The organism is Enterobacter sp. E12, from assembly GCF_014596715.2.
In the GTDB taxonomy this organism is placed as follows: domain Bacteria; phylum Pseudomonadota; class Gammaproteobacteria; order Enterobacterales; family Enterobacteriaceae; genus Enterobacter; species Enterobacter bugandensis.
This window is the reverse complement of sequence record NZ_CP115601.1, coordinates 832,201-845,039: the sequence shown is the minus strand read 5'-3', so window position 1 is coordinate 845,039 and position 12,839 is coordinate 832,201. Positions and strand designations below refer to the sequence as shown.

Below are 12,839 nucleotides of genomic sequence, written 5' to 3'. Positions count from 1 at the left end.
ACTTAAATAAAAAGGGCACGGCGAACCGTGCCCATAAAGAGGTTAGAAGCGGAAGGTCGCGGTGGCGACAACCTGGCGTTCAGCACCCCAGAAGCAACCGTAGGTGTTGAAGCAGCTGGCAACGTACTCACGATCGAACAGGTTGTTCACGTGAAGCGCGACGTTTGATCCGGCCATGCCTACACGCGCCAGATCGTATCTGACCAGTGCATCAACCAGTGTATAGCTTCCAACAGTGAAGCTATTCGCCGGGTCACCTTTGCTGGAGCCGGTATAACGCACACCGGTACCCAGCGTCAGGCCAGACAGTGGGCCGTCAAACATCGTGTAATCACCCCACAGGGATGCCATATGTTTTGGTACCTGCGCCGGCGTGTTGCCTTTGTAGTTGGTGTCGGTGGTGTACTCAGCATCGGTATAGGTATAAGAACCGACAACGTTCACGCTGGCAGAGAGCGCCGCTTTCGCTTCCAGCTCTACGCCACGGGCACGGATCTCACCACCCTCAACGGAGAAGGGTGAGCCCGCCGGGTCAGCCATCAGGTTGTTGGTTTTGGTCAGCTGATACACTGCACCGGTGATCACGATCGGACGATCGTTAGGCACGTATTTCACGCCCGCTTCGTACTGTTTGCCTTTAGACGGTGAGAATGGTTTACCTTGAGCGTCGGTCAGGGAAGCCGGTTCAAAGGATTCGCTGTAGCTGAAATAAGGAGTTACCCCGTTGTCGAACAGGTAGTTAACGCCGCCACGCCAGGTGAACTGAGTATCATCACGCTTGGCGGTGGTATTTAATACGCGGTTGTAGGACTCCTGATCGGCCCAATCGTAACGGCCGCCCAGTGTCACCAGCACTTTATCCCATTCGATCTGATCCTGAGCGTAAACGCCGGTCTGCTTCTGCTTGTTCAGCACCTGGTAAGCACCAGACGGTCCAGGGTGTGAACCGAAATCGAAATCGCCACGATCGAGATCGTAAATATCGGATGGCGCAACGGAGCCGGCGTAGCCGAACCAGGAGTTAATGTCATTACGCATGCGCATGAAATCAACGCCTGTCAGCAGGGTATGGTCGAGAGCCCCCGTCGCGAACTTGCTCTGAAGCTGCGTATCAACGGTGAAGTTTTGCAGCTTCTCGTCATCGATCACATACTGGCGAGTCAGCGTATGCCCCCATTGTGACTGAGGAATGCTCGCGCAAGGGCTGGATGCCGGATTACTCGAATAGAGCGGATCGGAACACATGCCGTAGCCGTAAACGCTGTTTTGCGAGGTTTTGTTCTGGGCAAAGCGCAGATTCTGACGTACGGTGAAAGTATCGTTGAATTCATGGTCGAAGCTGTATCCCACCATTTTCTGGTTACGGGAATAGGTGTTGTTCTTTGCGCCTTCATTGAAGTTAGTCGGCAGACGATCGCCGTTTGGCAGCGGGTCAACCGTCCCCTCTTTTGGCAGCCAGCCGTAGTAGCCCGTTTCAGGCTCGTTCTGGAAGTAGGAGAGGAACGTGAAGGTGGTTTTATCATCCGGACGCCAGGAGAAGGATGGCGCGATGGCATAACGCTGCTCGCCCTTATCTTCCTGCTGCGAATTGTTCGAGCGTGCAACGCCCGTCAGACGGTATGAATAGACGCCGTCATCGTCGATCGCATCGCTAAAGTCAAAGCCGGTCTGGAACAGGCTGTCCGTACCCACTTTAAACTGGATCTCTTTCAACGGCTCGGTTGTTGGGCGCTTACTTACCATGTTCAGCAGGCCGCCCGGGCTGCTTTTACCGTACAGAACGGAAACCGGACCGCGCATGATTTCAGCGCGCTCCAGCATATACGGGTCAATCACCGCGTCGTTGTAGAAGTTGCCCTGCAGCTTCATGCCGTCGAGGTAGTTATTCTGGCTCTGGCCGTCGGCGGCGAAACCGCGAATAACCAGGTAGTCGTAAGTATTGGAAGCACCACGGGTGCCTACTGCAACGCCCGGGGTATAGCTCAGAGCTTCTTTAACGGAACGTGGCTGATGCAGCGCCATCTCTTCGGCAGTTACCACAGAAATAGACTGTGGAACCTTTTGAATTGGGGTGTCTGTTTTGGTACCGGTCGCAGATTGGCGAGCGGCGATAGTCGCAGCAGGTCCCCAGGCACTTTCCTGTGCAGCAGGTGCAGCGGTAACGGTAATAGTATCTTCTTTTTTCGGGGTTTCGGCAGCGTTAGCAAATGCAGACATGCCGGCAACCGCTATGGCTACGACAACCGCGACTTTACGCAGCGACGTGTTAATTGGCTGAGCAGTATTGGAAAGCGCCATGTTTATCTCTGATGGAAAAGTGAATGATAACGTAAACGAGAATTATTATTATGACCGCAGAATAATATGCGAAACGCTGGTTGCATAGCAAGCAGTAAGCGGCCCTACAAGATTTAAGGGTTTAAGAATTAACCAGATGAAAAGAGAGGGTTAATGAGGTTAGCGAAATGATCGCTTAAGCCCGCCGAAACGGGCAGAGAGAATTAACGGTAAAACACCTCGAACGTGGCGACGGAGTCGACTTTGCCCGCTTTAACCTCTCCCGTTTTGACGTAGCGCGCCTTGAGGGGAATTTCGACAGGAACCTTGTCCTGCGTGCTGGTTATCGCCGTGTAGTTCCGATCAAACTGCAGCACGGTATTATTCTGGTCGAGGATCTGAATGCCAACGCCCTCGGCGGCAGAGTCTCCGCTAGCGATGCCCAAAATATTGCCGTTCGTTACGCCCGTCGAGCCCGCGCTCGTGAACTGATAATCAACCTTCGTCCCTGCCGCGCAGTCGGTGATTTCAATCTTAAAGCTACCGTCAGTGAGTACGTCGGAATATTGGCCGGTAAAATCCTGCGTATTGACCGTTCTTAGCGGCACATAGATGTTCCGGTCGACCAGATTACAGGTATTGGTCGTAATGTGGACGCTGGCAGGAGAAAAGCGCATTTCACCGATCGCCGCGTTGCCCAGGATATCCATTGACGTTAATCGCGACGTATCCAAATCCCCCTCCTGGATATCGCCCGTCACGACCAGCTGTGCAGCGGCGCGAAACGTCGATGTGCTCTGCGAATAACCATGTATCGAACCCAGATAGTGGATAGGCCGGACAATATCCTCTTCATTGTAACCGGGAAAGCGTTCGCTCGACGCAGCCGCGCGGATGCCAATACCCGGCACATTAGTCTGATAAACCCCGGGCATGACATCTTCTCGTGCATCGGTATCCGTGAGGTACAGATACCCTCGCCGTACTTGCGCATCACCGCTACAGTCCACCGTCACCGCTTTACTCTCAACGCTGGCGTCATAAATGACGGTGCCGACGGGCGTGTCGGGCGCAACAACGATCACCGGAGGAAGTTGAAACGTCACCACGGCATCCACATCAGAACTGCCGTTAAAGGTGCAGTCTGCTCTGGCTGTATGGAAAAAGGCCCCCGTCAGCACGAGCAGAACGGGTAAAAGAAAAGTGTTGACCGAACGACATAGATGCATGAAATACCTCTGTTAATAGCAGTTGACCGTGGCTTTCACGATCCCTGTCGGGCTCTGCGTGGAAATGTCCAGCGTCCCCTGGCACTGCCGATCGCGCTCTTCTCCCCACTGCACGCTAAACGTTGTTTTGCCGGACAGCCCGGTGAGGTAAACCTCGCCGTCATCCCCGACGATGGCCGTGGTGTTATCCAGCGCCACCACGGCACCAAACGGCACGGGCTTACCCGCGTAACGCAGCGTCACCAGCGCGCGTCGTCCAACGCGCGCATCGAAGGTTGCGCTCAGCGCAGCGCCTTTTGTCGGCACGAGATCCAGCGTTGCCGCGTCGATATCAATATCTTCCCGATCCTGGGTATTGACCGTGACGATGTTGTGCCGATAGGCGCTCAGGGAGGGAACAATGGCGTTACCAAAACGGTCCGTAGAGATGCCGCGTCCGTTTTGCACTTTGACGTTATCGCCATCCTTAATGTGCACAATGGCGAATGCGTCGCGGACGGGTTGTCCCAGCGTTACACCATGCTCGTGGGCAACGATTGAGCCCTGCGCGTTGTAGTTCCATTGTCGATTGTCGCCACCATAGCTGTAGCCCATTCCCACCTCACCGGAAGATCCGCGATAACGTCCTGACAGGCTGCCGCCGTAGCCCGTATCCTGGTTGGCATAGGTCTGCTGGAGGTTATAGCTCAGCTTATTGTCCTCAAGCGCGGTACCGCCGAGCCCGACCTGGTGCGAGACAAACCCGCCGCTGGCGGTGTTGGCGCTGTAGGTTGCCCATGAATCAGGCAGCCACGTTGATAACGGAATGTTGACCGTCAACGCCATTTGCCGGTCGGTATCAGCGTCCGGCGTGCGAGTCAGGTTGTAGCTTATCGACCAGGTGATATTGCGCCAGCTGGAGCTCAACCCCGCGGTGACGCTACGCTCATGACCGTCCATATCCCAGTAATCCTGCTGATACCCGTTGAGATAGGCCGAGCCCCAGTCAGAAACCCGCTGGGAAAGGTTGAGCTGCATGCGGCTACGGCGGTTATTAGTTCTGCGGTAGGTATAAATGCCGTCATCGATTTCGCTGTCACGCTGATCGATAGCTTCCTGAAAGGTATAGAACCCCGATGTGGAGTAGCGATAGCTGGCAAGCGTGATGGTGGTATCCGTGTCGGGAATATCTTTTGAATACTGCGCCCGCCAGGATAAACCGCTGGCATCGTCGCGCCCGTCATCAAACGCGGTACGAGCGGCCGTGAGGTCGACAGAGGCGGAGCCGAAATGCCCCAGATCGGCACCGAGCCCCAGCAGCAGCGCGTGATACAGTGATGAACCCAGCGCGCCGGTATACGCCGTGACGCCGTAAGGCAGACCATAGATGGCTGTGCCTTGCGCAAAGGTGGGTTCGTCTTCACCTTCATTACCGCGATAGCGCCCTGCGGCCAGCGAATACTTAAAGTCGCCTTCCCGCTGTAACACCGGCACCGACGCGCTGGCCTGGATGAAGCTATGCTCGCTGCCGTCCGCCTCTTCGACGGTCACTTCCAGATCGGCTCCGGATGTTACCTGGCTTAAATCGCGGATCTCGAACGGCCCCGGTGAGACGTTTGTCTGATAGATGGTGTAGCCGTTTTGCTTGATAGTGACTTTCGCATCGCTATTGGCAATACCGCGCACGACGGGGGCAAAGCCCTGCTGACTAACAGGCAGCATAGAAGTATCCGTTTCCAGCTTCACGCCGGTCATCTGGACGCTGTCAAAAAGTTCACCATTGGTATATGTCTGACCAATCTCAAGCTGGCTTTTCAGCGTTTTGATGTCGCGTTGTAACGTGCTGGCAATGCCCTCCCAGCCAGAAGCGTCGCTCCAGGTGCTGTTATTCCGCAGCCGCCACGCCCCAAGGTTAATCCCCGACTCCAGGCCAAGCCAGGTCGAAGAGGTTTTGCCCGAACTGTAGTGCTGCTGAGAACCGCTGAGTTGATAGCTTGTCCAGGCGGCAGGCGCGCCGTCATCCCAGAATTTTGGATGTATCGCGCCAGCGGCAGCATGGTCGCGGTACGCCTGCGGGATGACCAGCTTCAGGGTCTGGTCATCCTGATTGTATTCGTAACGGGCATTTTCAATGAAATGGGAGATATCGCGGACGTAAGCGCCGTCATCCAGATCTTTTAAGTCCGGGATCGTGTCGACTTTCACGCCGTAATCGCGCAGATCCGCTTTCGTCAGCTCCGGCAGCAGGCGCTGTTTATCGTCAGACAGCACGAAAGCGATGGGACGTTTATCCACAACGTTCCGATCCCACATAACAGTCGTAAGGTAGCTTCCGGCAAGTAGCCCGTTATCGTTAATGAAGTTTTTTAATGTAAAGGTATTTTCGAGGGGCGTATCCAGCTCAAGGATCCGCAGGTTAAATTCGTCATCAGCACAGGCAGGCTGGATCGCGGCGAGCAGCGTCAGCGCGATCCCGTACAGTACCTGTTTGTGAAGCAGAGGTGACGACATAAAATACCAACATGATGATTTAAAGAGCCTGCTTGCGCTGTGGGGTTTGCCCACCGAAATCATTGATTGCCGTCCAGGTCACCGCGCCCTTTGCTGAATTCGGTAACGCGAAACGCTGCTCGCTGAACGGAGCCACCATCATTGAAATGGCGCCTGGCGTGGTTTTGGTCTCTTTCACCGGAACACTTTTCCCACCAACGGCAAGCTCGCCAAACGAGACGTAAAACGGGGTCGGGTTGTTTGCAATTAGCGTGTCGCCCTGACGCTGGAATGTGATTTTTGCGTAGGCTTCCAGGGCATCGCTTTCCTTCAGCTGAGCCGGACGCCAGAAAAGCTTCAGGCGCGTTTTCATCGCAAATTGCAGCGTGTTTTTCTCTTTCAGCTCCGGCGAGAGTGCCGATACGGATTTAACGTTTGCCAGAAACAGAGATTCCCGGTCTGCGGGCAGGCTTTTTTTATCGCCGGTAAAAATAACGTGCAAAAGGGTTTGACGATTTTCCTGCAATTTGTAAACAGGGGGAGTAATAATAAACGGCGCTTTCGCATCATTGGGGTAACTGACCCAGCTTTGCACCAGATAACGTGTATGCGGATCTTTATTTTTAAGTGCTATCTGAACTTCTGATTTATTCGATGGATAAATAATTCGCGTACCACCGAGAACAACACTTGCCTGTACTGAACAGCAGGAAATAATTAAACAACCACATAACAATTTAAATAAAGTCTTCATACAATGTTCCAAAAAGGCAGCCGTTCAGGCTGCCCGTCATTGCTTAGCGATAGACAACCTCGAATGTTGCAGAGGAGGAGTAATGGCCCGCGGTTGGCGCGGTATCACCCACCTGAATCACTTTCGCGGTGTAGTTAAAGACAGAAGCCGTTGCCCCGGTCGCGTCGTTATTCACATCCGTACCCGCATCCGGTACTGAGCCATCGAAAACCACATCGCCTTTCGCGCCGTTCTCATTGCTGACGATGATCCCTACGTTGGTGGCATTACCTGCGCCACTAAGATCGTTCTGGAGGCGCTTATAGGCTGCATCTGTGGTCGTGCCACTGAACTTGAGGTTCAGTTTAGCGACCAGCGGGTCACATTTTTTCACTTCAATCTTAAAGGCTTTTGAGGTGCCAACCGTACCGTCAGCGCCAAAATCCGAAGGATAGGTATCTGCGAAAGTGACGGTGGAAGCGTTAGTCCCTGTGCCATCAACGTTAATTTCACAGGTATCGGCAACAATTTTTCCGGCGAAGTTCACCGTACCGGAATCGTTTGATGCAAATACAGGCAGAGACAGCGCGGCCATAACGCTTCCGGCTAAAAATGTAGCGACAATTTTTTTGTGCATGAAAAATATCCTTATATTTGACAATTGTGGCATCCATTCGCACTACAAATATTTTGAGTCGAAATGTTATCCAGCATGTTACACATGACTGACTAAATAGGAATATCCTTTGAGCCAGTGAATTTCTTATGGCGATTACATCAGATTATTCTTCATTGTGTCCAGAGAGGATAAAGTTACGCAACATGTAGAAGATTTCAAATGCATGTTTTAGATGAAAAAAATGAGAACTTAAAAATTCTAAATTTGATATTTAATTTTTTTAAAAATTGCAGAATGTAAAAAACAAAAAAGCCGCTTTATATTAAAGCGGCTTTTTATTCAGGGAATTAATTAATTCCCACCAAACATATCCTTGATCCAGCCGGCCACGCCATCACTGTCTTTATTCTCGTTCTGCTGCTGGGCCGGTTGTTGCTGCGGCTGCTGCGGCTGAGAAGATTGATCGAACGGGTTGCCCGTTGGCTGTTCAGGCTGGCTCTGCTGGCACAGTGAGTCCGGGTTGGTCGTCCAGACCGGGAGGGTTCGCATCCCGCCGCCGCAGATAAAGTTCCCGGAACCATCCACGCCCATATCGACGATATCTTCCGGCGCGACCAGGTTCAGCGGCACAGGTGACTGGTTCGCCAGGTAGCGCTGGTAAATCGACATCGCCCCGCTCGCCCCGTAAAGTTTGGTCGGCTGGTTGTTGTCACGGCCTACCCAGGTGATCACCACTTCACGGCCATCAATACCGGCAAACCAGGTATCGACGTTGTTGTTGGTGGTCCCGGTTTTACCCGCCAGATGCAGACCAGGATACTTCGCCCCCAGCTGACGACCGGTACCGCGCTGCACAACCTGCTGCATCGTCCACAGTGTCATGTAGGCCGCCTGCGCAGGAACGGCACGTTCAGCCTGCGGGAAGCTCTGATACAGCACGGAGCCATCTTCGGCAATCACCGAACGCAGGGCAGAGAGCGGTGCGCGGTTACCCCCGCTGGCAATGGTCTGGAACGCCTGCGCCACTTCGATCGGCGTCAGGTTAAGCGCCCCCAGAATCATCGCCGGAACAGGGTGCAGTTGATCTTTCGGTACGCCCAGCTTCTGCCAGGTATCGACAATGGCCGGCAGGCCCAGCGCCATACCGAGGTTAACCGTAGGTACGTTCATGGAGCGGGTTAACGCATCCACCAGCATCACCTGGCCGCTGAACTGTTTATCATCGTTCTGCGGTGACCAGACCTGGCCGTTAGGCTGACGCAGGGAGATTGGCGCATCGGCGATCCAGGTGTTCAGGCGATACAAATTCGGCTGGCTCAGCGCGGTGAGATAGGTCGCCGGTTTAGCCAGAGAGCCAATCGAACGACGCGCCTGCATCGCGCGGTTGTAGCCCGCATACTGCGGCTCTGCGCCGCCCACCATCGCGCGCACTTCGCCGGTGTTACGGTCAACCACCACCATCGCGGTTTCCAGATCGCTCAGCTTGCGCTGTTTCTTCAGCGCCGGAATGCCTTCAACAGCCGCTTTTTCTGCCGCGTCCTGGGCTACCGAGTCAAAGGTTGTGAAGATCTTCACGCCGGAGAGATCTTTGACCTTATCACCGAGCTTGCTTTGCAGCTCCTGGCGCACCATCTGCATGAAAGCAGGCTGCGGAGAGATCACCCCACCGCGCGGCTGCACGCCCAGCGGACGTGCGCTAAGCATGTCGTATAATTCCTGGTCAATCACCTGCTGCTGTTGCAGCAGACGCAGTACCAGGTTACGACGCTCCAGCGCCAGTTTCGGGTTGCGCCACGGGTTATAAATGGACGCCCCTTTCACCATGCCCACCAGCAGCGCCTGCTGGTCAAGGCTGAGCTCTTCTACCGGACGGCCAAAGTAGTACAGGCTCGCCAGCGGGAAGCCGCGGATCTCGTTATCGCCGCTCTGGCCGAGGTACACCTCGTTCATGTACAGCTCAAGGATACGATCCTTGCTGTAGCGCGCATCCATCAGCACGGCCATGTACGCTTCGTTGGCTTTACGCCAGTAAGAACGCTCGCTGGAGAGGAACAGGTTCTTCACCAGCTGCTGGGTAAGCGTACTCGCTCCCTGCACGGTACGGCCCGCAGTCAGGTTCGCCAGCACCGCACGGCCGATGGAGTAGAGACTGATACCGTCGTGCTCGTAGAAATGGCGGTCTTCGGTTGCCAGCAGGGTATCCACCAGCAGATCCGGGAAGCCGTTACGCGCCACGAACAGGCGCTGTTCGCCATTGGCGGACGAGAGCATGGTGATCAGACGCGGATCAAGACGGAAGAAACCGAACTGGCGGTTATTGTCCATGTTCTCAATGGTTTCCAGCCGATCGCCGTCAAAAGTCAGACGCGCGCGCACCTGCCCCTCTTTGCTGTCCGGGAAGTCGAACGGGCGGCGGATCATCTCAATGCTCTTCGCCTGGACGGTAAATTCGCCCGGGCGGGTCATTTTCGTGACCTGACGATACTGCGTAGCTTGCAGCAGTTTCACCATCTCGTTCTTGCTGATGGACATGTCCGGCTCAAGGTTCACCATGCGACCATACACTGCCGCCGGCAATTGCCAGACTTTCCCGTCGATACGGCTGCGAATCTTCTGATCCAGATAAACACCGTAAATCGCGATCAGCACAACAAAAACAATGAACAGCTTCAGCAGCAGCCAGAACCAGCCGCGCTTCCCACGAGGCTTACGCCCTTTGCCTTTTCCTTTACGCGGCATGGGTTCTTCATCCTCATAATCGTCTTCATAGTCATCGTCATACTCCTCATCTCTGAGGCGACGACGGCTTACCTTTTCTTTCGCCGGACGCGCGGGTTTTCCCTTACGTCCTATTGGCTCGCGGTCATTCCCCGCCATGCTTTTTCTCCGCAACTTTCAGGCGCAAAGGCCAGATTTTCTTTTCTTTCACAGGCCTGTGAAAGAAGAAATCTCTCAAAATTGGTTTTCTCCCTCTCTCCGTGGGAGAGGGCCGGGGTGAGGGCATCAGGCCGCACTTTCCCCACTACGAATATTTCTTCGTCCGCCGCGTCGGCGCCGTATTCGCCGGATCGTCCGGCCATACGTGTTTGGGGTAGCGCCCTTTCATCTCTTTCTGCACTTCACGGTAGCTTCCCGCCCAGAACGCTCCCAGATCGCGGGTGATCTGCAACGGACGATGCGCAGGCGAGAGCAGCTCAAGCACCAACGGCACCCGCCCTTCCGCAATAGACGGCGTGGTTGCCTCACCAAACATCTCCTGCATCCGAACCGCCAGCGCCGGAGGATTATCCTCATGATAACGAATGGCAAGCCGGCTCCCGGTGGGCACAGTGTAATGCCCAGGAAGCTCACTATCCAGACGTTGACGTAATGACCAGTCCAGTAAATTCTGTAACGCGGTCTTAACATCAAGCGCCTTAAGGGCGCGCAGAGAGTGCACGCCGCTCATTTGCGGCAGCAGCCACTGCTCAAGCGTCGCGAGCAGCGTCTCATCATCCACCGCGGGCCAGCCGTATTCCGGTAGCCACTTCGCGGCGCAGTGCAGACGAATGCGATACTGTTCAGCTTCCGGCGTCCAGTTCAGAACGTTAAGGCCCTTTTCCCGAATGCCGTTCAGCATTGCCTGGTGTAACTCTTCTTCCGACGGCTTCGCCAGCGGTTTCGTCCCGAGGATCAGTTTGCCAATCTGACTACGCCGAAACGCCTTTAGCGTCCCCTGAGCGTCATCCCATTCCACGATGTCCGATTGCTGGAGCAGCTGCGGGCAGGTACGCGTCAGGGCGTCAATATCGACGGCAACCGCCTGCAGGATGCGCGCGTCCGGGGAGTGGCTGCCCTGGAGCAAGAGCGGCGCGATCAGCCATTCATGTCGCGTCAGGGCATCATCGCTGTCCAGCATCGCCCCCATGCCGTTTGCCAGCTGGTAGCGTCCATCCAGCCCGCGGCGGCGCGCAATCCTGTCCGGGAAGGCCAGCGCCAGAAGGGAGGCAATCTTATCGCCGTCAGGTGAACCGCCCCGGCAGTTCAGGCGTTTGCACAGCTGCTGCGCCCGCTGCTGCCAGTTTCCCTGATTGCGCGAAAACGCCTGCCCCAGATCGCTGCTGCCTCCGCGCGGCGGCTCCTCAAGAATAGCCGCCAGTTTCGCCGCTGTGGCAATTTCATCTTCGCCCTGCGCGGCCACCAGCATCGCCGCCAGACGCGGATCGTTGCCCAGCGCCGCCATTTTCTGACCGCGCGCCGTCAGACGTTCACCTTCCAGCGCGCCAAGCTGGGTGAGCAGGCTGCGCGCGGCGGCGAGATTCACGACAGGCGGTGGATTAAGCCAGGTGAGCTGTTCAGGATCCGGGCAGCCCCAAAGCAGGAGATCCATCACCAGCCCGGAGAGATCGCTTTGTAAAATCTCCGGCGTGCTTTGCTGTGCCGCGCGTTCAGCCTGCTCCGCGCTGGTCAAATGCAGGCAAATACCCGGCTCAAGACGCCCCGCACGGCCCGCGCGCTGCACCATTGACGCCTGACTGATGCGTTGTGTCAGCAGTTTAGTCAGCCCGGTGCGCGGATCAAAGCTCGCCACCCTCTCCTGCGCGCTATCCACCACCAGGCGAATGCCTTCGATGGTCAAACTGGTTTCGGCAATGTTGGTTGCCAGCACGACTTTACGCTGCCCCGCCGGGGCGGGAAGGATGGCTTTACGCTGCTCGGTCAACGACAGGGCGCCATAGAGCGGGCAAAGCAGTACGTCACTGCCCACCCTGGAGGCCAGCCGCTCCTGCACGCGCTGAATCTCCCCCACGCCGGGCAAAAAAAGCAGCAGCGAGCCGGGCGCCTGGCGAAGCAGGTCAGCAGTGGCAATAGCTACCGCTTCGTCAAAGCGCTGATGGGCAGGAAGCGGCTGATAGCGACGCTCAACAGGAAATGCCCGTCCTTCTGAGCTGATGACCGGCGCATCGGGTAATGTCTGTCGTAGCCGCTCGTTATCCAGCGTCGCCGACATAATCAGCAGCCGCAGATCGTCGCGCAGCCCCTGCTGAACGTCGAGCAACAGCGCGAGGGCCAGATCGGCCTGCAGGCTGCGCTCGTGGAATTCATCCAGGATCACCAGCCCGACGCCGTTCAACTCCGGGTCGTTTTGCAGCATGCGGGTAAGAATGCCCTCGGTGACCACCTCAAGCCGCGTGGACGGGCCGACGCAGGTTTCGGCGCGCATCCGGTAGCCTACCGTTTCGCCCGGTTTTTCATTCAGCAGTTCCGCCAGGCGCTGCGCCACGTTGCGCGCGGCCAACCTGCGCGGCTCCAGCAGGATAATTTTCCCGGCAATCTTCCCCTCTTTAAGGATCTGCAGCGGCAGCCAGGTAGATTTACCCGCCCCCGTAGGCGCGTTAAGCAAAACCTGCGGGGCATGTTGTAAGGCAGCGAGAAGCTCAGGAAGAACGACGGCGACCGGCAATGAGGACACTAACAGCTCCAGAGGGTTAACATTAGTCGGCGTACATTGTAGCATCGGCGCATATCATTA

7 protein-coding genes are annotated in these 12,839 nt (G+C 55.8%); all 7 read right to left on the bottom strand.

Annotated features, from left to right (window positions below; translation table 11 throughout):
- Positions 1-42: 42 nt before the first annotated feature.
- The 7 genes from fhuA to hrpB all read right to left on the bottom strand — a co-directional run bounded on the left by fhuA (position 43) and on the right by hrpB (position 12,779).
- Entirely contained in the window at positions 43-2,298 is a 2,256-nt protein-coding gene (gene fhuA, locus IB212_RS04015; protein ID WP_188245743.1) for a ferrichrome porin FhuA, read from the bottom strand.
- 203 nt (positions 2,299-2,501) lie between these two features.
- A complete protein-coding gene (locus IB212_RS04010; RefSeq protein ID WP_045631192.1) occupies positions 2,502-3,383 on the bottom strand; it encodes a fimbrial protein in 882 nt (293 codons plus the stop codon).
- A 135-nt stretch (positions 3,384-3,518) separates the two neighbouring features.
- Positions 3,519-5,996 carry a fimbria/pilus outer membrane usher protein gene (locus IB212_RS04005; protein WP_188245745.1) on the bottom strand — a complete coding sequence of 826 codons (2,478 nt, stop codon included), beginning with the start codon at positions 5,994-5,996 and terminating at the stop codon, positions 3,519-3,521.
- 19 nt (positions 5,997-6,015) lie between these two features.
- The gene (locus tag IB212_RS04000; RefSeq protein ID WP_041911205.1) at positions 6,016-6,729 is read right to left on the bottom strand and encodes a molecular chaperone; all 714 of its coding nucleotides are present in this window, start codon (positions 6,727-6,729) and stop codon (positions 6,016-6,018) included.
- Positions 6,730-6,772: 43 nt separating this feature from the next.
- Positions 6,773-7,345, bottom strand: coding sequence for a fimbrial protein (locus IB212_RS03995; RefSeq protein ID WP_041911206.1), 573 nt, complete (start codon positions 7,343-7,345; stop codon positions 6,773-6,775).
- 333 nt (positions 7,346-7,678) lie between these two features.
- Complete coding sequence (gene mrcB / locus IB212_RS03990; protein ID WP_041911207.1) at positions 7,679-10,204, bottom strand: bifunctional glycosyl transferase/transpeptidase; 2,526 nt, start codon at positions 10,202-10,204, stop codon at positions 7,679-7,681.
- A 145-nt stretch (positions 10,205-10,349) separates the two neighbouring features.
- The gene (hrpB, locus tag IB212_RS03985) at positions 10,350-12,779 is read right to left on the bottom strand and encodes an ATP-dependent helicase HrpB (protein WP_041911208.1); all 2,430 of its coding nucleotides are present in this window, start codon (positions 12,777-12,779) and stop codon (positions 10,350-10,352) included.
- Between the last annotated feature and the right edge of the window lie 60 nt (positions 12,780-12,839).

Coding starts and splice junctions, on each gene's coding strand:
- fhuA (WP_188245743.1), bottom strand. CDS start 2,298: ATGGCGCTTTCCAATACTGCTCAGCCAATTAACACGTCGCTGCGTAAA.
- IB212_RS04005 (WP_188245745.1), bottom strand. CDS start 5,996: ATGTCGTCACCTCTGCTTCACAAACAGGTACTGTACGGGATCGCGCTG.
- IB212_RS04000 (WP_041911205.1), bottom strand. CDS start 6,729: ATGAAGACTTTATTTAAATTGTTATGTGGTTGTTTAATTATTTCCTGC.
- IB212_RS03995 (WP_041911206.1), bottom strand. CDS start 7,345: ATGCACAAAAAAATTGTCGCTACATTTTTAGCCGGAAGCGTTATGGCC.
- mrcB (WP_041911207.1), bottom strand. CDS start 10,204: ATGGCGGGGAATGACCGCGAGCCAATAGGACGTAAGGGAAAACCCGCG.